Genomic DNA, 18,876 nt, shown 5'->3' with positions numbered 1-18,876 from the left:
TTTTCCTGGAATTGCTTGATGCGCGCAACAGTCGAAGGAGCACCGTCTTGGCTGTCACCATCACCTCCCTCGTCCTCTTCCTCATCGGTCTCATTCTCGGCGGCGGCGGCATCTGGCTCGCAGTGCTGGGGGGCAGTTGGTACTACTTGATCGCCGGACTTGTGTTCCTGATCACCGCCTGGCTGCTTTTCAGGCGCAGGTCGACATCGCTCTGGCTCTACGCGCTGTTCGTGCTCGCCACTTTGTGCTGGGCAGTGTGGGAGATCGGCTTCGACTGGTGGCAGCTCGGCCCGCGCGGCGGCGTCATCGTGCTCATTGCCCTGTGGCTTTTGACCCCGTGGGCAAGGCGGGGCTTGCGCGGTCCGGACGGTCGCGCGCCGCTGATTCTGGCGGTGCTCGCCTCGCTGGCGGTCGCCGGTTATTCGATGACGGCCGATCCCAAGGATATCGCGGGGACGCTCGGCACTGAGAAGATTACGACAGCTGCCAACCTCGGTGGCGACATGCCGGCAGGCGAGTGGCACTTCTATGGCCGCACGCCTTTCGGCCAGCGCTATTCGCCGCTCGACCAGATCACGCCGGACAATGTCGCCAAATTGCAGCCGGCCTGGACCTACCGCACCGGTGACGTGAAAGGCCCCGACGATATCGGCGAGACGACCTATCAGGTGACGCCGCTGAAGATCGGCGATGCGCTCTACATCTGCACGCCGCATAATTTCGCCATCGCCATCGATGCAGCGACCGGCAAGGAAAAATGGCGCTACGATCCGAAGATCAAGCTCGACCCCAACCGCCAGCACCAGACCTGTCGCGGCGTGTCCTACTACGCCGACGCCAAGATCGCCGCCGGCCAGCCCTGCGCGCAGCGCGTCTACCTGCCGACGTCGGACGCTCGCCTGGTCGCGCTCGACGCCGCGAATGGGCAGGTGTGTCCGTCCTTCGCCGAGGGCGGCACGCTGAACCTGATGGTCAACATGCCCTATCCGAAGTCGGGCTATTATTATTCGACATCGGCGCCGCTGATCGCCGCCGGCAAGATCATCGTCGGCGGCGCGGTCAACGACAATTACTCGACCGAGGAGCCGTCGGGCGTCATCCGTGCCTTCGACGTCGACACAGGCGCGCTGCTGTGGAACTGGGATTCCGGCAATCCGGAGGTGACGACGCCGCTGCCCGCCGGGCAAACCTACACCCACAATTCTCCCAACATGTGGTCGACCGCCAGCGCCGACGAGAAGCTCGGACTGCTCTACGTGCCGCTCGGCAACCAGACGCCGGACCAGCTCGGCATGGGCCGCAGCGCCAATGTCGAGAAATTCTCCTCATCGATCACCGCGCTCGACCTCAACACCGGGCAATTGCGGTGGGTGCGGCAGACCGTGCATCACGATCTGTGGGACATGGACGTGCCGGCGCAGCCGTCGCTGGTCGACATCACCACGACGAGCGGCGTCGTGCCTGCGCTGGTCGGGCCGACCAAGCAGGGCGATCTTTACGTGCTCGACCGGCGCACCGGCGAGCCGATCATTCCGGTGAAGGAAGTGCCGGCGCCTGGCGGGGCGATTGAAGGCGATCATGCCTCGCCGACGCAGCCGGCCTCCGACCTGTCGTTCAATCCGAAGCCGCTGACCGGCGCCGACATGTGGGGCATCACCCTATTCGACCAGCTGGCGTGCCGGATCGAATTGAAGAAGCTGCGCTATGAGGGGCGTTACACGCCGCCCTCATTGCAGGGCTCGCTGATCTATCCCGGCAATTTCGGCGTCTTCAACTGGGGCGGCGTCGCGGTCGACCCGGTGCGGCAGGTGATGTTCGGCATGCCGACCTATCTCGCCTTTACCTCGAGGCTCGTTCCGCGCGCGGACGTGCCGGCGCCGGGCGACAACACCAAGGGCAGCGAGCAGGGGCTGAACCGCAACGAGGGCGCGCCTTACGCAGTGGTGATGGGACCGTTCCTGTCGCCGCTCGGCATTCCCTGCCAGGCGCCGCCCTGGGGCTATGTCGCCGGCATCGATCTCAAGACGGGAAACATCGCCTACAAGCACCGCAACGGCACCGTCTACGACATGACGCCGCTGCCGCTGCCGCTCAAGGTCGGCGTTCCTGGCATAGGCGGGCCGATGATCACGGCGGGCGGCGTCGCTTTCCTGGGCGCGGCGGTCGACGACTATCTGCGCGCCTACGACCTCACCACCGGCAGGCAGCTCTGGCGGGCGCGGCTGCCGGCGGGCGGACAGTCGACACCGATGACCTATACGGTCGCCGACGGCCGCCAGTTTGTCGTCATCGTCGCCGGCGGGCACGGCTCGGTCGGCACCAAGCCGGGCGACTATGTCATGGCTTACACGCTGCCCAAGTGAGGGCGGGCTTCAAAGCCCGAGATGGCCCCGTAGGCTGGGCACCTGGTCCAGCACCTGGTTGGTCAGGTCGGGACCGGCGGCGGCTTCGGCCTGCTTGATCAAGGTCTCGCCGGCCTGCCGGATCTGCGCCATGTCGAGGCCGGACGCTTTGAGCGCCGCTATGCCATTGATCAGCGCGCCGGCCTTTTCGCCGAGCACGCCTCCAAGCGCCCCTTGCAGCGACGATAAAAGGCCGCCGCCCGAATTGGCCGCACCGGCGGCCATCACGTCATATTTCTGCGCCAGCGCGTCGGCGCCGGGGATCTGGGCGAAAAAAGACGAAACGCTGGTGCCTTCCGCTTCGTGCTCCAGCACGGAGAAGATGGTGCCGACAACCTTCTCGGTGGTGGGCTCGTCGAGGCCGGCCTTCGAGGAAACGGTGTTGATGATGTCCTGGACGTTCATGGCATTCCCCTTTTCGTCATTCGTATCGGTGAGGCGGCTCCGGCAAATTCGCCTCCTAATGTGACAGCACCGTCAAGCCTTTCGGAAATGACCAAAATGTGATGGATCAAGCTGGCTTCCCGGCGCGCAGGGCGGGCGGCTCCGCCAGGACTCCCTCGCGGCATCGTCACCCCGGCGTGACTGGACCGTGCAACTTTCGACCCTATCTTGCGGACCACCCGCCTAAGGCGCGCCACGTCGGAAATGGATTCCCGTGTCGCGCTTTAGGTTGTTGCTTGATGCATGTCGTCGTCCCAAAACCGCTGCGCACTTTTGGGCGACATGCACTACGTCGAGGACAGCCATGACCGAACCCGTTGCCAAGCCCACGCAACCCATCATCACGCAGGCGATGATCGACGCCTATGACGAATACACGCATCTGACGCTCGACCGGCGCCGCTTCATGGAGCAGTTGACGAGGCTGGCGGGCTCGGGCGCCGCGGCGGCCGCGATCGCACCGATGCTGGCGGCCAATTCCGCAAAGGCGGCGATCGTCGCCGAGGACGACAGCCGCGTTAAGGGCGAGGACATCACCTATCCTGGCTCGAGCGGCGAGATCAAAGCCTACCTGGTCAAGCCGGCCGACCAGTCGGGCAGACTCGGCACCGTTATCGTCATCCATGAGAACAGGGGGCTGAACCCGCATATCCGCGATGTCGCCCGGCGCGTGGCGCTGGAAGGATTCATCGCGCTGGCGCCGGATTTCCTGTCGCCGCTTGGTGGCACGCCTTCCGACGAGGACAGGGCGCGCGACATGTTCACCAAGCTCGATCCCGCACAGGTCGCGGCCGACGGCGTGGCGACGGTCGCGTACCTCAAGAGCCTCAAGGATGGTAACGCCAAGGTCGGTGCGGTCGGTTTCTGCTGGGGCGGCGGCGCGGTGAACCAGCTTGCCGTCCATGCGCTCGACCTCAGCGCCGGCGTCGCCTATTACGGCATGCAGCCCAAGGCGGAGGATGCTGCGAAGATCAAGGCGCCGCTGCTCCTTCACTATGCCGGTCTCGACAGCCGGACCAATGCCGGCATCGATGCCTACAAGAAAGCGCTCGACGCCGCGCATGTCGAATACAAGGTCTATGTCTATGAGGGCGCCAACCACGCCTTCAACAACGACACCTCGGCCGCGCGCTATGACAAGAAAGCCGCCGATCTCGCCTGGGGCCGGACGGTTGCTTTCCTGAAGGAAAAGCTGGCCTGAGGCGTGCTGATATTCAGGTGAGGCAGGCCTGCAAACGACACGCCTCAAATGGCAACGTCGATGGATCACTCCAATGCCGGTTTGTGGAAAGCGACGCCGGCGATGACCAGCGCAATGCCGATGCAGTCGGTGACGCTCGGCACCTGGCGCAGCACGATGACCCCGATCAATGTTGCCGTGAGCGGAAGGAGCGACAGCATCAGCGCGAAGCTCGCGCGCGGCAGCCTCGCCATGGCGAGCTGGTCGCAGATATAGGGGATGACCGAGGAGCAGACGCCGACGCCGATCGCGGCGACAAGCAGTTGCGGCGATGAGAAGGCGGGCAGCGCTTCGCGGAAGCCGATCGGCAGCACGATGAAGAATGCGACCGCCATGCCGGCGCCGAGGCCGGCAATCCCGATGCCGGTCTGGGCAATGCGATGGCCGATCACGATGTAGCCGACGAAGAGAGCGCCGTTGAGAAAGGCCCAGAACAGGCCGGCCGGATCGCTCGACCATTTCACGTCGATGAGCAGCAAGGTGCCGATCACGGCGACAGCCAGCGCGGCAAAGTTGCGCGGGCTGCGCAGGCCGACCAGCGCGACCCCGATCGTGCTGACGAATTCGATCGCCGCCACCAGCGAGATCGGCAGGCGGTCGAGCGCCAGATAGAACGAGCAGTTCATCACCGCAAGGCAGGCGCCGAAGGCCAGCAACAGCAGTCGCTGAGCGCGGTCGGCGCGCGCGAAGACGCGCCAGGGCCTAGTCAAAGGGGCGAAGATGAGAGCGGCGGTCGCGATGCGCAGCCAGGCCATGCCGAGCACGCCGACCTGATCGAAAAGCAGCACCGCGAAAGCCGGTCCGAGATAGTGGAACACCGCACTGACGCAGAACCAGACATGCGGCGGCAGCGCATTGGCCAATCCGCCGAGGGCAAGGACAGGGCGCGGGGCGTCGGTCCTGCTGGTGACGTGGTTTGCAGCTGGAGTTTGCGTTTGTCCGATCATGCGCGCATTATCGCAGGCGAAATGCACGACTTACATGTGTGATCGGCGGCCTATTTGATTTTCTAACTTCCAATGGAAGATAAAAAAATTGAAAAACCTTCGAAATGAAAATGCCGACCTGGATGCCGTGGACCTGAAGATCCTGCGGCTCCTGGAAAAGGACGCGCGCACCAGCACGGCGGAACTGGCGCGTGCCGTCGGGCTGTCGGCGCCGAGCGTGGCGGAGCGCATCCGCAAGCTGCAGGAGAATGGCGTGATCGAGGCTTATACGGTCAGGATCAACCCGGCCGCGCTCGGGCTGAAACTGTCGGCCTGGTTGAGGATCAGGCCGGTCCCGGGACAGCTTTCCGTGGTGGCGGACATCATTCGCGAACTGCCGGAAATCGCCCAATGCGACCGCGTGACCGGCGAGGACTGTTTCATCGCGCTGGCGCATGTCGGCTCGGTGAGCGAACTCGAGCGGGTAATCGATCGGATCATTCCCTATGCGATGACCAACACGGCCATCATCCAGTCGTCACCGGTCGAACCGCGCTCGCCGCTGGGCGGGCTCAAGCAGAGATGACGGAGCGGAGGGGACGAATCAGGCGTGGCCGCGCCGCATGCGCGCCTGGGTCAGAATCGCGCGCCAGCGGATCATGTCGAAGGGGATAGGCTCGTTGTTGTTGGCGATGTGAAAGATCTCGTTGTTGACGTTCTTCAGCGATCGCCAGAAATCATAGTCGGTGATGCGCGGATCGGCCGCCAGGCGCTCCACCTCGACCTTGATGTCGGTTTTCATGCACTGTCCTCGTACCGCATTCCGCCAGCCGCCCGCTCGCAAACCCGGTACGGCGGTTTTCAAACGCGCCACTGAGTCGTTCAACGGACTCAAGTGAGTTGTTCACGTTAAAACCTTGGTAAGGTTAACGCCGGCGGTGAGGTGCCTCAAGCGCTCTTGCGTTTGATGCCGATCGACCGGCCAGCGCGCTCCGGCATTGGCAGCGCGGCATGGGCGGTGCGCATGGCGTCCACCTTGGCCATCACGTCGGCGGGGAAGGGCGCGACCCTCGGTCCGGCCATGTCGACATGCAGCGCCAGCTGCTCGGAGGTCGCGGCCAACCAGCCGTCGACGTGGCGGATCTCCTGATAGGCCCTCAGCCGCTTTTCGTCATGGTCGATGAGCTGAAACGAGACCTTCACCTTGTGGTCGAGATGCAGCTCCTGCACGTAGCAGACATGGACTTCCGCAGTGTAGATGGTGAGGCGCCGTTCCTTGGCGTAGTTCGGCCCCATGCCCATCATCTCGAAGGCGACGTCGGAGCAGCGGTCGAACAGCACGTTGTAATAGGCCATGTTGAGATGGCCGTTATAGTCGATCCAGTCCTTCTCGATGGCCATCGGGTCGGAGATGAAGGGGGCGGGGATGGTCATCGTGGTTTCCTCGATCGTCGCTGGACAGGGCGTGGCTGGTGAGGTCTCGTTGTTCTGGCGCAATTCCAGACCGAAAACCGCTTCACACTTTTCCTGGAATTGCTTTAGGCATCATCCCTAGCTGCTTTACAAGAGTGGCCGCTGGTCCATTCGCGGAGGAATCCATGGCTTTGAGCGACCTCAATCCCGTCGAACGAAACGAGGAAGGCATCGCCGCGGTGCTCGGCATCCTCAAGCAGCGCCTCGGCGAACGTTTCCAGACAGGCGAGGCGATCCGCGGCCAGCACGCGCACACCACCACCTATATCCCGACCCAGGCGCCAGACGGCGTCGCCTTCGTCGAAACGACCGAGGAGGTGCAGGAGATCGTGCGTGCCTGCGCGACGCATCGCGTTCCGGTCATCGCCTTCGGTGTCGGCTCCTCGCTCGAGGGCCACACCAATGCGCCGGGCGGCGGCATTTCCATCGACACCTCGCGCATGAATCGGATCCTCGCCGTCAATCCGCAGGACCTCGACTGCACGGTGGAGCCTGGCGTGACCCGCGAGGACCTCAACCGGCATCTGCGCGACACCGGGCTGTTCTTTCCGATTGATCCCGGCGCCAACGCGTCGCTGGGCGGCATGGCGGCAACCAGGGCCTCGGGCACCAACGCGGTGCGCTACGGCACGATGCGCGAAAACGTGCTGTCGCTCACCGCCGTCATGGCCGACGGCGAGACGGTGACGACCGGCAAGCGGGCGAAGAAGAGCTCGGCCGGCTACGACCTGACCCGGCTTCTGGTCGGCTCGGAAGGCACGCTCGGCGTCATCACGTCCCTGACGCTTCGGCTGCAAGGCATTCCGCAGGCGATCTCGGGCGGCGTCTGTCCGTTTCCGAGCCTGGAGGCGGCCTGCAACACGGTGATCGCGACCATCCAGATGGGCATTCCGGTGGCCCGTATCGAACTGGTCAACGCGCTGCAGATGCGGGCGATGAAGAATTATTCCAAGCTCGACTATCCGGAAAGTCCGTGCCTGTTCGTCGAATTCCATGGCAGCGACGCGGGTGTGGCCGAACAGGCCGAGACCTTCGGCATGATCGCCGACGAGAATGGTGGTGGGCCGTTCCTATGGACCAGCGTCGCGGAAGAGCGGACAAAGCTCTGGAAGGCACGGCACGACGCCTATTGGTCGTCGCTGACGCTGCGCCCCGGCGCCAAGGGGCTGTCAACCGATGTCTGCGTGCCGATCTCCAGGCTTGCCGAATGCGTCACCGAGACCGAGGCCGACATTGCCGAGATGGGACTGATCGCGCCGATCGTCGGCCATGCCGGCGACGGCAATTTCCACGTGCTGGTGCTGATGGATGTCGACAACCCGGATGAGATTGCGCTGGCCGAAAAATTCGTCGCCCGGCTCAACATGCGCGCCATCGCCATGGAGGGAACCTGCACCGGCGAGCACGGAATCGGCCAGGGCAAGGTCGGCTTCCTGCGCCACGAGCTCGGCCATGGCGTCGATGTCATGCGCACGATCAAGCAGGCGCTCGATCCGCTGAACATCATGAACCCGGGCAAGATTCTGCCGGGCGCCGGACACTAGGAATGTCAACGGCCGAAGCTCTGCTGCCTCTTGACCTGCCGGCATCGTCGGCGGGCGCTCCGTTGCCGCATGTTTTCGCGGATGAAGAACGGCTGTTGGTTGCCTACATCGCCAATGTTCCCGACGCGTCCTTCGACGGCACCAATCCGCGCTCGGTTTCGGCAGGTGCGGAGGGGGAGGCCGTCGCGATGCTGACGGTGGACCCTTATGTCGCATTCCAATTCGGCCCGCCAAACGACGAGGCCCTGAGGGGGCATCGGCTTTACGCGCTCGGCCTGCAACCCTATTCCGCATTCGAAGTCGTCAATTCGTCCTGGATAGCTTCCCTCGAAGAGGCGAACCGGGTTCACCCACGCCATATGCCGGAGTGTTTTCGGGCCGCCGGCATTTCATTCTCACGTTCCACGATTCGACCCTGGAATTCATCGCGCGAGATTTCCAGGTAAGCCTGCGAAAAGGCGCGGTGCTGAAGGCTTTGCTTGAAGCGGTGAACGACTGATCTCCTAGCCGCCGGCGATGCTATTCTTGGGCCCTTCGACCAGCTTCTGCAGCATCGGCCGCGTCGGCGCGAAGAAGGTCGTGCCGGTGTGAGGCGTCGAGAAGTCGAGCAGCCGGTCGTAGGCGCCGGGCGGCTCGCCGACATACATGCGCTGCAGCATTTTTTCGATCACCCACAGATAGCGCGTGTAGCCGATGAAATAGGTGCCGAACTCGTTCTGCCCGGGACGGCCGAACGGCATGTTGTCGCGCAGGATGTCGTATTCGTTGCCGGCGTCGTCCTCGATCGTGGCCAGGGACTTGTGCGACTTGCGCGGCTTGTCGTCGTCATCGATCTCGATGTTGTCGATCTTGGTGCGGCCGATGATCTCTTCCTGGACATGCGTCGGCGTCTCTTTCCAGGCCGCCATGTCGTGCAGGTATTTCTGCACCACGACATAGCTGCCGCCGGCAAAGTCGCCGTCCTCGTCGCCGACCAAGGCGGAGGCGGGCAGGTCGAGGCCGGTCGGATTGGCGGTGCCGTCGACGAAGCCCAGCAGGTCGCGCGCATCGAAATAGCGAAAGCCGGATACCTCGTCGACGACGGTCACGCTGCCACCCAGGCTGTTGAGCAGGATGCGCTCGAACTCGAAGCACATATCGGGCCGCTCGGCGCGGATGTGGAAAAGCAGATCGCCCGGCGTCGAGGGCGCCGAATGGGCCGCTCCCTCGATCGGCGTGAAGGGTTTCAATTCGCGCGGCCGCCGGTTCGGCGACAGACGGTTCCAGAGCCTGGCGCCGATGCCGGCGATGCAGGACAGCCGGCCCGACAGGTCGCGGAAGCCGACATTCTTGACGAGATCGTCCAGCTCGCCCAGTACCGAGGCGGCGGTTGAAATCGAGGCCTGGTCGCTGCCGACCGTGACGACAAGGAAAATCGCCGCCGTCGACAGTGGAGCGTCGACGCTCTGCGCGTCGATTGGCACTCTATCCCAGTTCTTGCCTGACATCGGGAACGCTCCATGTTGGGTTCAGATCTGTGTGGCCAAGGACATGGCCGAAAGGGCAGGGATCGGCAAAAGAGATATCCCGACCGCGAGCCGTAGCGCAACTGCGGAGGTTGGCGCCGCCGCACGCTGAATTGCCTCTTTATCGACACGCGGATGCGGGTAGAGTGCGGCTGACTTTCAACCCGGGAAACAGATGCTCGCCCGCCTGTTCGTGATCTTCGGTGGCCTGTTCGTGCTGGTGCTGTGCGCGGCGCTGGTTGTGCCGTATTTCATCGACTGGACGGGTTACCGGGGCGATTTCGAGCGCGAGGCGAGCGCCATCCTCGGCCGTAAGGTGACGGTGAAGGGCGATGCGACGGCGCGGCTGTTGCCGTTTCCCTCGGTGACCTTCTCCAATGTCGAGGTCGCGGGCGGCCCGGCAGGCCAGCCGGCGATGACAGCCGAGACCTTCTCCATGGATGCGGAGCTCGCGCCCTTCCTGCGCGGCGAGGTGCTGATCTTCGACATGCGGCTGGTGCATCCCAGGGCAACCATCGACGTTGCCGGTAACGGCACGGTCGATTGGGCGCTCCGGCCCTCGACACCGTTCGATCCCGGCCAGATCGCGATCGAAAAGCTGACCATAACCGAAGGGCAGATTGAACTGCGTCACGCCGCCGGCGGACGCCGACACCTGATCTCCGAGATCAACTCGACCATATCGGCCAAGGCGCTCACCGGCCCATGGCGCATGGACGGAACGCTGCGCTTCGACGGCCTGCGCGCCGACGTCTCGGCTTCGACCGGGAAGGTGGAGCCGGACGGCCAGATGCGGCTCAGGCTGAAAGCCGATCCCGATGCCTATCCGCTGATCATCGAGGCCGACGGCAATGCCGGCATCGTCAAGGGCGCGGCGGTCTACTCCGGCCAGTTCAAGATCTCGGGCGCGGACAAGAACTCGGCCGAGCTGCGCGGCACGGACGGCGAGCCGGTCAAGATCAGCACCGGCAAGCCCGACCCGGGCTTCCGGCTGAATGGCAAGTTCGCGCTCGACCACCAGAAGCTCAATGTCGACGAGTTCCGCTTCGAGACCGGGCCGCTCGACAATCCCTATACCGCCGACGGCAAGGCATCGGTCGATCTCGGCCTGAAGCCGCATTTCGCGGTCGAGGCCAGCGGGGCGCAGGTGCAGTTCGACGAGGCTGTCGGCGGGGCTGCCGGTTCGGGCTTCACGCTCGACCAGCGCATCGCCGCCTTCGAGCAGACGCTGCAGCACCTGCCAAAGCCGACGATACCGGGCACGCTCGAGGTGCGGCTGCCGGCAGTGGTGGCGGGCGACACGACGGTGCGCGACGTGCGGCTGTCAGCCGAACCGGTCGAGGGTGGCTGGTCGGTCAAGTCGCTTGCCGCGACGCTGCCCGGCCGCACGACGCTCGAAGCTGACGGCATGCTGAGCGTCGAGGACCATTTCGGCTTCACCGGCTCACTGCTGCTCGCCGTCGGGCAGCCTTCCGGCTTTGCCGCCTGGCTGTCGAAGGATGTCGACGAGGCCATCCGCCGGCTGCCCGCGGCGGGCTTCAAGGCCAAGGTCGATCTCAGCGAGAACCGGCAGTCCTTCAGCGATCTCGAACTCATCCTCGGCAAGGCGAAATTTTCCGGCAACATCGATTCCAGCCGGCCGGACGGCGCCAAGCCGTCGGTGCTGATGCGGCTGACCGGCGGCGAGATGGATCTCGATGGGCTCGCGGCCTTCGCCTCGATCTTCATCAGCGACAAGGGCGCCAACCGCTTTTCCGATCGCGATCTCGATTTCCAGATCAAGGCGGGTCCGGTCAGCGCCGTCGGGCTCAGCGCCGATACGGTCGACACGGCGCTGCGGCTGCGCGAGGGCCTGCTCGAGATCGATAGGCTGTCGATCGGCGGTCTCGCCGGCGCCTCGATCAGCGCCACGGGCCGGGTCAAGGATTTTCCTGAAAGCCCGACCGGCAAGCTCAACGCCTCCATCGTTGCGGTGGACCTGAAGCCGCTGATCGATGTCGCGGCCGAGCATTACCCCGACAATGCCGTGCTCAAAGGCCTGGCCAGCCGTGCGGCGGCGTATCCAGAACTGTTCCAGGATGCGCGCATCGATCTTTTGACCAGTGCCGCCGACAATGGCGACGGCAGCACGGGGCTCGCGCTCTCCGCCCAGGGTAATGCCGGCGGTTCGGCCTTTTCGGCTTCGCTTTCCGGTAAGGGAACCGCTGATAAGCTGCTCGAAGCGCCAGTATCGATCACATTCAATGCCCGCAACGACAACGCCACGACGCTGCTTGCGCTTTACGGCCTGCCGGCGCTGCCGCTCGGCATGCTCGGCCATGCCAACACCGACGTCACGGCGAAGGGCTCGATTGCCGGCGGTCTCGCCACCAGCTTCAACCTGACCGCCGACGACTTCAGGGCGAGCTTCGACGGAACCGTCGCCGATACGGCTCAAGGCGCCACCGCCAAGGGCAAGGTCAATCTCGACGCCGCCGACATCGAGCCGTGGCTGATGACGACGGGCGTAGGCCTGCCCGGCATGGGGACCGGGACGTCAGCGTCGCTGGGCGCCGATGCCGATTTCGGTAACGGGCTTCTCGTGTTGAGCGGTCTCTCCGGTTCGATCAACAAGGCGGCGGTGTCCGGCGACATCAACATCGATGCCAAGGATGGGCTGCCGCATCTTGCGGGGGCACTGGCCCTCGACGAGCTCGACCTCGATCCGCTGGCGGTCTCGCTGTTCGGCGATCAGTCCTTCGCGCCCGCCAAGGGCGGATGGCCGACGACGCCGTTCAGCCAGAAGTCGACGCTGCCTTTCAACGCGGACCTCGATCTCAACACATCGGCGCTGGCCGTCGGGCCATTCGCGACGGCGCATGACGCCACGTTCTCGCTGAAGCTCGATCGCGAGGGCATCCACGTCTCCGACCTCAAGGCGAAGCTCTATGGCGGCGATCTGACCGGCCTGTTCGACCTGAAGAACACGGAAGGCACCGGCCTGCTCTCCGGCCAGATGAGGCTTGCCGGCGGCGATCTTTCCGCCGTGCTGCCAGGCGCCGGCATCGGCGGCAGCGGCGACCTATCGGCGGCGCTGTCGACCAGCGGCAAGTCGGTCGACGCCATGATTGCCGCCTTGTCCGGATCCGGCACCGCGGCGCTGAAGGGATTGAAGGTGGACGGCATCAATCCGGACGGCTTCGCCGCCATCATCGCCGAGGCCGATGCGATCGGGCGCGACATCGACGCGGCCAAGACAGCCGACTTCGCGCCCGAGATCGCGGGGCAGGGCAGCTTCGCCGCCGGCGACACGGATGTGGCCTTCACCGTCGCCAACGGCACATTGCGGGCGCCGCCGATCAGTCTGGACAATCCCGGCGCGACCTTGTCCGCCGACGTGACCGCCGATCTCAACACGAGCACGGTCACGGCAAAGGGGACATTGACCTATCGCCCCGGCGACGAGGCACTGGTCGGCTCGGAACCTGCCGTCAATTTCAGCCTGGCCGGCCCGCTTGGGGCGACCGCGCTCCAGTTCGACAGCGGTCCGCTGGCGCAGTTCCTGACGCAGCGCGCGCTGGAGAAGGAGCAGCAGCGGGTCGAGGCTATGCAAGCGGCGCTGCTGGAGAAGCAGCGGCTGCGGCGCGAGGTGCGCTATTACGCGGCGCTGCAGACGGAGCGCGAGAGGGCGGCCGAGGAGTTGCGCCGGCAAGAGGAAGAGGCGCGTCAGAAGGCCGAGGCGGAAGCCAGGGCGAAAGCCGAAGCGGAAGCGCAGGCACAGGCGGAAGCCGAGGCAAAAGCCAAGGCCGACGAAGAGGCGAGGGCGAAGGCGGAAGCCGACGCCAAGGCGCAGGCCGAAGCGGACGCTAAAGCCCAGGCCGATGCGCAGGCAAAGGCCGAGGCCGAGCAGCGGGCCGCTGACCAGGCGGCCAAAGCGCAGGCAGAGGCCGATCGCAAGAGGGCGGAGCAGGCGAAGCTGGAAGCCGCCCGCAAGGCGGCCGAGCAAACGAGGAAGATCGACGGGTCGCTGCCCGGCGTCAATGACGGTTCGACCCCGGCGCCGGCAAAGCCGAAGGTTAACCCATTCACGATCGACAATCTGTTGAAGTCGCTCGACGGCGGATGAGCTTCAGATAAAGTGGTTCGCCGTTTCCGCGAAACGGTGAACGCTCTAAGTCAGGCTGCCGCCGCGCTTCGCCCAGGCCAGTACATAGAGCCTCAGTGCCGACGACAGGTTGGCGTCGCGGGTGCGCGTCTCGTCGATCTCCGCGACCAAAGCCGCGAGCGACAGCGAGCGCTGCGCGGCGATGGCGATGAGGTCGTCGTAGAAGGGCTGCTCCAGGGAAAAGCTGGTGCGGTGACCGCGGATCGTTACCGAACGTTTTTCGACCGCGGCCATTGCAGGTGCTCAGCGCTTGCCCGGGTCGTCGGGTTTTTCACGGCGATGGCCGGCCACGAATTTCTCGGCGTTCTCCGACGTCAGCCGGTCGCGCTCGCGCTCCGTCTTCGAGCGGCCATGCAGTGCCCGGTTCTCGCTCGCCAGGCGTTCCTTCTCGGTGCGCGCTTTCTGCTTGCGGGCCTGGCGGAGATTGACGACCTCGCCCATGGCGCCGGACTACTTCTTGCGGAAGGCGTCGAGCGAGACGACGTCGGCGCCCTTGCCGCCGGTATCGGCGACGGCCGGCTTCTTTTCGGTCTCGGCGGCCTTCTTCTTCGTTTCCGCCTTCTTCTCCGGAACGACGGCGATCGGTTCGGGTGCCGGAGCGGCGGCCTCGTCTTCGACGCTCTCGGTCTTGACGTCGAATTCGAGCTCGAAATTCACCGACGGATCGTAGAAGCCGCGCACGGCGGAGAAGGGGATCTCGAGCTTTTCCGGCACGTCGGAGAAGGAAAGCCCGACCTCGAAGCCCGCATCCGTCACCTTCAGGTCCCAGTACTGGAACTGGATGACGATGGTCATCTGCTCCGGATAGCGCTCGCGCAGCCTCGACGAGATGCGCACGCCCGGCGCGCCGGTCAGGAAGGTGATGAAGAAATGATGATTGCCCGGAAGGCCAGTGCGCGCGACCTCGGCCAGAACCTTGCGCATGACACCGCGCAGAGCCTCCTGGGCCAGAATGTCGTAGCGGATGTGGTCGTCGGCCATGTGATGGTCGGGTTCCGTTGAATCGTCCGCATAGCTGTAATCAAGCTTGAGCGCGGCGTAAACCGCATATAGGCGCAAAGCCGTGAGGCCAAGAGGGGTGTCGACGATTTGATCGCTCAGGCGTGAACGAGCGCCGCCTGTTTGCCGGCTGGCAACTTCTTCCTGGCGAAGGCGCTGAGGAAGGTCCGCACGCCGTTGGTGGCGGAACGCAGCACCTCTTCCTCGGTCGGCGTGCCGCCCAGCATGAAGGTGATTTGAAGCTCGGCGTTGACGAGGGCGAGGAACTGACGCGCCGCGACGTCGGGGTCGCCGATCGAGAGATGCCCGGCAAAGGCGAGCCGGGCGAAACGGGCGGCAAGCGCCGACCAGGTGCGGCCAGGGCCCTGTTCGCGCCATTCGGCAAACAGTTCCGGATAACGCTCGCCCTCGGCCTGGATCAGCTTGCGCAGGAAACGGCCGTCGCGGTTGCAGATGCAGTTGCGGTTCATGCGCACCGCGAAGGCGATCAAGTCCGCTTCCAAGTCCGTTGGCTGGTCGGGGAAGCTGGCGATGGTGGCGAAGATGCCGGCATTGCAGCGCTCCGTCAGGTCACGCACGACGGCGACGAAGAGGTTTTCCTTGTCGCCATGATGGTTGTAGACGGTCTGCCGTGAAACGCCGGCTTCGGCCGAGATCAGGTCGATATTGGCGCCGGCATAACCTTCGCGGCAGAAGACGGAAGCGGCCGCATCCACCACCGACACGCGCTTGGCTTCGTGGCTGCGTGGCGGGAAAGTGTCAGGAGAAACGCCGTGCTTCATGAAAATCTATATAGCGGTGATTGACGAATTGGACAAGGCTGTCTAAATTTGTGGACATAAGAGAGGGAAATCCGTGCCGACGGGCGAAGAATTTTGCCGTTGGACGTAGGATTTTCACCGGATGGAACGTCCTGGGTTTAGACGCCGCTATTTGCGGCGGAAACCAGATCCGGAAAGAGCCTTATCATGAGTCCCAAATTCCTCCGCATCGCGGTCGTGCTCGGCTTGTTGTCCGCGATCGGCCCCTTCGCGATCGATATGTATCTTCCCGCGCTGCCTTCGATCGGCCAGGACCTGCATGCCGGCACCGCCGCCGTGCAGATGAGCCTTCTGATCTTCTTCCTGTCGATGGGCTTCGGGCAGATCGTCGTCGGGCCGATATCCGACATGGTCGGGCGCAAGCTGCCGCTTTATGCCGGCCTCGCGCTGTTCATGGTCGGCGGCGTCGGCTCGGCGATGGCGCCCAACATCGAGTGGCTGATCGCCTTCCGCTTCCTGCAGGGCCTCGGCGCCAGCGCCGGCATGGCGGTGCCGCGCGCCATCGTGCGCGATCTGCACACCGGCAACGAGGCCGCCAAGCTTATGTCGCTTCTGATGCTGGTGTTCTCGGTGTCGCCGATTCTGGCGCCGCTGACCGGTAGCCAGATCATCGAGAGTTTTGGTTGGCGCGCCGTGTTCTGGACCGTCACGGGCGCGGCCGCCTTGGCCACCATCCTGCTTGCCACCTCGCTCAGGGAGACGCGGCCGGTTGAAGAGCGGGCCGGCTCGTCCTTCGGTACGGCGCTTGCCGGCTACCGCTATCTGATGGGAGACCGCAATTTCCTCGGCCTTGTGGCGATCGCCGGCTTCGGCATTGCGAGCTTCTTCGTCTATCTGTCGAGCTCGTCCTTCATCCTGATCGACCATTACGGCCTGTCGCCGTCGGTCTACAGCGTGTTCTTCTCGATCAACGCGGTTGCCTTCATCGGCATGTCGCAGCTGACGGGGCTCTTGGCCGACAGCTTCGGGTTGAAGCGCGTCGTCTGGGTGGCGGTCACCGGCTATGCCAGTGTCATGGTGGCGTTGTTTGCGATCACGGCCTCCGGCGTCGACCGGCTCGACGTGATGGCGGCTCTGCTTTTCATCGGCTACGGCTTTCTCGGCCTCATCATCCCGACCACCTCAGTGCTGGCGATGGAAGAGCATGGCGAGATCGCCGGCACGGCCTCGGCGCTGATGGGCACGCTGCATTTCGCCATCGGCGCGCTTGCGATGGGTGTTGCCGGTATCTTCTTCGACGGCACGCCGCTGCCGATGGTGGCCGGCATCACGCTCTGCGCGGTGATCTCGTTCACGCTGGCCAAGCTGACGCTCGGCCGCGCGCGTGAAGCGGTCGAGGCGCCGGCGGAATAAGGCGGATCAAAGCATTGAAAAAGGCCGGACCTGCCCGGCCTTTTTCATATCTAGGCCGCCGGTCAGCACGAAAAATCGATCGCAATCGTTTTGCATCGCTTGTCCATGGATGATGAGCGGCAAGACTCTGCCGCTCATCAGCGCCGGACGAGCCTTGGCCGTTCGGTTGAGTGGGAAGGAAGCAAGAAAGGGAAGGTGGAGGTTTCTGTTGCCAGGTACCTCCGAACCCCGCCTAGAAGTGCGAACCGCTAGGACTTGATTTGAAGCGTTCGCGCCGCATTAAGCAGCGAGACGAGCTTCCGCATAGTTGTCGTTGGCAACTATAAGTTTAGCCCGATGACGGTGGTACAATGCCGGGCAAAAGTACGATCTTTACACCTTCGTCGATCCTATTTCGCCCCCAGCAAAAGCCGCTCCGTCAGCCAGAGCGGTTTTTGGTGGAGGCGCCGGGTACCGCCCCCGGGTCCGAACGGCTTATTTCATCGCCTGTTTATCGCCATAGTCGGTCAAGCCGACGAAGCGAATATAGGCAGCGATGAGGGAAAAATAAAGGCCAAACCGGCGCTTATCCGGTTATGCCAAACTGTGCAGCCAAGGGTTGACTTGCGCGTCCACTCAATCAAATCTCGCTCCCGGTGAGGAGTCTCTGACCTAGCGCAAAGGTTGCGCGGCGCGCCACAACCCTCATCGACCGGATCCGTGGCGCCGACGAGGGGAAGTTCGATGGCCGACTATCTTGCGGATGTGAAGAAATACGATGCCGGCGCCAGCGCCGACGCGGTCGATAAGATCGTCAAGCATCTGGGCATTGCGCTGAGGAACCGCGATTCTTCGTTGGTATCCTGCACCGACCCGAAGGAACTCGACCGCGTCCGGGAGAACTGGATCGGCAAGAAGCTCGGCGTCGCCGATGCCGCAAAGGCCAACGCCTCGATCGAGAAGACCTGCAAGGCCATGCAGGCGGACAACACCAAAAGCCGCGTGACCTTCTATTATCTGGTTGCCAAGGATCTCGGCAAGCTCGGCTCTCTCTGAGCCCGGCCACCCGGCGGCCGGCACGAAACCGTGCCGGCACCGTGGGTTTTTGGGTGCGATCCGCATCCGTCGCCTGCTTTGCGGTGTTCGACCGGTTGTCGGTCGGGTATGATAGCCTGTAACCCGAATCGAGGCGGAGCCGATGCACCAATATCTCGACCTTTTGAAGCATGTGCTGGAGAACGGCAGCGACCGTGGCGACCGTACCGGCACCGGCACGCGCTCGGTGTTCGGCTATCAGATGCGCTTCGACCTTTCGCGCGGCTTCCCGGTCACGACCACCAAGAAGCTGCATCTGAAGTCGATCATCCATGAGCTTCTGTGGTTCCTGGCCGGCGACACCAACATCAAATATCTCCATGATCATGGCGTCACCATCTGGGACGAATGGGCCGACGAGAACGGCGATCTCGGCCCGATCTACGGCAAGCAGTGGCGCTCGTGGCCGGACGGGCATGGCGGCGCGATCGACCAGATCGCGGGCCTTTTGAAGGAGATACGCCGGAATCCCAACTCGCGCCGCCTGATCGTCTCGGCCTGGAATCCGGCCGAAGTCGAGGCGATGGCGCTGCCGCCCTGCCACTGCCTGTTCCAGTTCTATGTCTCGGAAGGCAGGCTCTCCTGCCAGCTTTACCAGCGCTCGGCCGACATCTTTCTCGGCGTGCCGTTCAACATCGCTTCCTATGCCCTGCTCACCATGATGGTGGCGCAGGTCACCGGGCTGAAGCCCGGCGATTTCGTCCATACGCTTGGCGACGCGCATCTTTATGCGAACCATTTCGAACAGGCGCGCGAGCAGATGCGGCGCACGCCTAAGGCCTTGCCGACGATGTGGATCAATCCGGAGGTGAAGGACCTGTTCGCCTTCCGCTTCGAGGATTTCCGCCTCGAGAATTACTTCGCCGACGCGAATATCAAGGCGCCGATTGCGGTATGAGGTATGTTGATATTCAGGTGAGCCCGGCCTGCAAACGGCGGCTTCCTGCGCTT

The 18,876-nt window shown here is 64.0% G+C and carries 18 protein-coding genes and 1 other RNA gene; 9 read left to right on the top strand and 10 right to left on the bottom strand.

Annotated features, from left to right (window positions below):
• Positions 1-47: 47 nt before the first annotated feature.
• Positions 48-2,363, top strand: coding sequence for a glucose/quinate/shikimate family membrane-bound PQQ-dependent dehydrogenase (locus CK230_RS02660; protein ID WP_095815620.1), 2,316 nt, complete (start codon positions 48-50; stop codon positions 2,361-2,363).
• A gap of 9 nt (positions 2,364-2,372) precedes the next feature.
• Here the strand turns inward: CK230_RS02660 and CK230_RS02655 are convergent, their stop codons facing one another.
• The gene (locus tag CK230_RS02655; RefSeq protein ID WP_095815619.1) at positions 2,373-2,807 is read right to left on the bottom strand and encodes a hypothetical protein; all 435 of its coding nucleotides are present in this window, start codon (positions 2,805-2,807) and stop codon (positions 2,373-2,375) included.
• 343 nt (positions 2,808-3,150) lie between these two features.
• Here CK230_RS02655 and CK230_RS02650 point away from each other — a divergent pair, with 343 nt between their 5' ends.
• The gene (locus tag CK230_RS02650) at positions 3,151-4,047 is read left to right on the top strand and encodes a dienelactone hydrolase family protein (protein WP_095815618.1); all 897 of its coding nucleotides are present in this window, start codon (positions 3,151-3,153) and stop codon (positions 4,045-4,047) included.
• Between the two features lie 65 nt (positions 4,048-4,112).
• Here CK230_RS02650 and CK230_RS02645 read toward each other — a convergent pair whose 3' ends face one another.
• On the bottom strand, positions 4,113-5,033 hold the full coding sequence (locus CK230_RS02645; protein ID WP_095815617.1) for a DMT family transporter: 921 nt from the start codon (positions 5,031-5,033) through the stop codon (positions 4,113-4,115).
• Between the two features lie 88 nt (positions 5,034-5,121).
• Here CK230_RS02645 and CK230_RS02640 point away from each other — a divergent pair, with 88 nt between their 5' ends.
• Positions 5,122-5,598, top strand: coding sequence for an Lrp/AsnC family transcriptional regulator (locus CK230_RS02640; protein WP_095815616.1), 477 nt, complete (start codon positions 5,122-5,124; stop codon positions 5,596-5,598).
• 18 nt (positions 5,599-5,616) lie between these two features.
• Here the strand turns inward: CK230_RS02640 and CK230_RS02635 are convergent, their stop codons facing one another.
• Together CK230_RS02635 and CK230_RS02630 are read right to left on the bottom strand one after the other, a co-directional pair.
• A complete protein-coding gene (locus CK230_RS02635) occupies positions 5,617-5,814 on the bottom strand; it encodes a hypothetical protein (protein WP_095815615.1) in 198 nt (65 codons plus the stop codon).
• Between the two features lie 146 nt (positions 5,815-5,960).
• Entirely contained in the window at positions 5,961-6,446 is a 486-nt protein-coding gene (locus CK230_RS02630) for a thioesterase family protein (protein ID WP_095815843.1), read from the bottom strand.
• A 164-nt stretch (positions 6,447-6,610) separates the two neighbouring features.
• Between CK230_RS02630 and CK230_RS02625 the strand changes: the two genes are divergently transcribed.
• Positions 6,611-8,029: an FAD-linked oxidase C-terminal domain-containing protein gene (locus CK230_RS02625; RefSeq protein WP_095815842.1), complete on the top strand. Its 1,419-nt coding sequence runs from the start codon at positions 6,611-6,613 to the stop codon at positions 8,027-8,029.
• A gap of 2 nt (positions 8,030-8,031) precedes the next feature.
• The gene (locus CK230_RS02620) at positions 8,032-8,475 is read left to right on the top strand and encodes a hypothetical protein (protein ID WP_095815614.1); all 444 of its coding nucleotides are present in this window, start codon (positions 8,032-8,034) and stop codon (positions 8,473-8,475) included.
• Between the two features lie 57 nt (positions 8,476-8,532).
• Here CK230_RS02620 and CK230_RS02615 read toward each other — a convergent pair whose 3' ends face one another.
• The gene (locus CK230_RS02615) at positions 8,533-9,516 is read right to left on the bottom strand and encodes a Dyp-type peroxidase (protein ID WP_095815613.1); all 984 of its coding nucleotides are present in this window, start codon (positions 9,514-9,516) and stop codon (positions 8,533-8,535) included.
• A gap of 193 nt (positions 9,517-9,709) precedes the next feature.
• Between CK230_RS02615 and CK230_RS02610 the strand changes: the two genes are divergently transcribed.
• Positions 9,710-13,639, top strand: a complete 3,930-nt coding sequence (locus CK230_RS02610; protein WP_095815612.1) for an AsmA family protein — start codon at positions 9,710-9,712, stop codon at positions 13,637-13,639.
• A 45-nt stretch (positions 13,640-13,684) separates the two neighbouring features.
• On the opposite strand, the gene CK230_RS02605 is transcribed toward CK230_RS02610, so the two are convergent.
• The 4 genes from CK230_RS02605 to CK230_RS02590 all read right to left on the bottom strand — a co-directional run bounded on the left by CK230_RS02605 (position 13,685) and on the right by CK230_RS02590 (position 15,459).
• Positions 13,685-13,912: a ribbon-helix-helix domain-containing protein gene (locus CK230_RS02605; RefSeq protein WP_095815611.1), complete on the bottom strand. Its 228-nt coding sequence runs from the start codon at positions 13,910-13,912 to the stop codon at positions 13,685-13,687.
• A 9-nt stretch (positions 13,913-13,921) separates the two neighbouring features.
• Positions 13,922-14,119 (bottom strand): DUF4169 family protein, encoded by a 198-nt coding sequence (locus CK230_RS02600; RefSeq protein ID WP_095815610.1) that lies wholly within the window; start codon positions 14,117-14,119, stop codon positions 13,922-13,924.
• Positions 14,120-14,128: 9 nt separating this feature from the next.
• Entirely contained in the window at positions 14,129-14,659 is a 531-nt protein-coding gene (locus tag CK230_RS02595; RefSeq protein ID WP_095815841.1) for an SspB family protein, read from the bottom strand.
• Between the two features lie 116 nt (positions 14,660-14,775).
• Entirely contained in the window at positions 14,776-15,459 is a 684-nt protein-coding gene (locus tag CK230_RS02590) for a TetR/AcrR family transcriptional regulator (RefSeq protein WP_095815609.1), read from the bottom strand.
• Positions 15,460-15,645: 186 nt separating this feature from the next.
• Between CK230_RS02590 and CK230_RS02585 the strand changes: the two genes are divergently transcribed.
• A complete protein-coding gene (locus CK230_RS02585) occupies positions 15,646-16,851 on the top strand; it encodes a multidrug effflux MFS transporter (RefSeq protein ID WP_095815608.1) in 1,206 nt (401 codons plus the stop codon).
• A 194-nt stretch (positions 16,852-17,045) separates the two neighbouring features.
• Here the strand turns inward: CK230_RS02585 and ssrA are convergent.
• Positions 17,046-17,406, bottom strand: a transfer-messenger RNA (tmRNA) gene (gene ssrA, locus CK230_RS02580).
• Positions 17,407-17,574: 168 nt separating this feature from the next.
• Between ssrA and CK230_RS02575 the strand changes: the two genes are divergently transcribed.
• Both CK230_RS02575 and CK230_RS02570 read left to right on the top strand, forming a co-directional pair.
• Positions 17,575-17,886: a DUF2853 family protein gene (locus CK230_RS02575; RefSeq protein WP_040982174.1), complete on the top strand. Its 312-nt coding sequence runs from the start codon at positions 17,575-17,577 to the stop codon at positions 17,884-17,886.
• Between the two features lie 142 nt (positions 17,887-18,028).
• On the top strand, positions 18,029-18,823 hold the full coding sequence (locus CK230_RS02570; protein WP_095815607.1) for a thymidylate synthase: 795 nt from the start codon (positions 18,029-18,031) through the stop codon (positions 18,821-18,823).
• Positions 18,824-18,876 lie beyond the last annotated feature (53 nt).

This window comes from Mesorhizobium sp. WSM3859, assembly GCF_002295065.1.
Lineage (GTDB): Bacteria > Pseudomonadota > Alphaproteobacteria > Rhizobiales > Rhizobiaceae > Mesorhizobium.
This window is presented reverse-complemented; position numbering and strand designations above follow the sequence as displayed.

Coding starts and splice junctions, on each gene's coding strand:
- CK230_RS02655 (WP_095815619.1), bottom strand. CDS start 2,807: ATGAACGTCCAGGACATCATCAACACCGTTTCCTCGAAGGCCGGCCTC.
- CK230_RS02650 (WP_095815618.1), top strand. CDS start 3,151: ATGACCGAACCCGTTGCCAAGCCCACGCAACCCATCATCACGCAGGCG.
- CK230_RS02645 (WP_095815617.1), bottom strand. CDS start 5,033: ATGATCGGACAAACGCAAACTCCAGCTGCAAACCACGTCACCAGCAGG.
- CK230_RS02635 (WP_095815615.1), bottom strand. CDS start 5,814: ATGAAAACCGACATCAAGGTCGAGGTGGAGCGCCTGGCGGCCGATCCG.
- CK230_RS02630 (WP_095815843.1), bottom strand. CDS start 6,446: ATGACCATCCCCGCCCCCTTCATCTCCGACCCGATGGCCATCGAGAAG.
- CK230_RS02625 (WP_095815842.1), top strand. CDS start 6,611: ATGGCTTTGAGCGACCTCAATCCCGTCGAACGAAACGAGGAAGGCATC.
- CK230_RS02620 (WP_095815614.1), top strand. CDS start 8,032: ATGTCAACGGCCGAAGCTCTGCTGCCTCTTGACCTGCCGGCATCGTCG.
- CK230_RS02615 (WP_095815613.1), bottom strand. CDS start 9,516: ATGTCAGGCAAGAACTGGGATAGAGTGCCAATCGACGCGCAGAGCGTC.
- CK230_RS02610 (WP_095815612.1), top strand. CDS start 9,710: ATGCTCGCCCGCCTGTTCGTGATCTTCGGTGGCCTGTTCGTGCTGGTG.
- CK230_RS02605 (WP_095815611.1), bottom strand. CDS start 13,912: ATGGCCGCGGTCGAAAAACGTTCGGTAACGATCCGCGGTCACCGCACC.
- CK230_RS02600 (WP_095815610.1), bottom strand. CDS start 14,119: ATGGGCGAGGTCGTCAATCTCCGCCAGGCCCGCAAGCAGAAAGCGCGC.
- CK230_RS02595 (WP_095815841.1), bottom strand. CDS start 14,659: ATGGCCGACGACCACATCCGCTACGACATTCTGGCCCAGGAGGCTCTG.
- CK230_RS02590 (WP_095815609.1), bottom strand. CDS start 15,459: ATGAAGCACGGCGTTTCTCCTGACACTTTCCCGCCACGCAGCCACGAA.
- CK230_RS02585 (WP_095815608.1), top strand. CDS start 15,646: ATGAGTCCCAAATTCCTCCGCATCGCGGTCGTGCTCGGCTTGTTGTCC.
- CK230_RS02575 (WP_040982174.1), top strand. CDS start 17,575: ATGGCCGACTATCTTGCGGATGTGAAGAAATACGATGCCGGCGCCAGC.
- CK230_RS02570 (WP_095815607.1), top strand. CDS start 18,029: ATGCACCAATATCTCGACCTTTTGAAGCATGTGCTGGAGAACGGCAGC.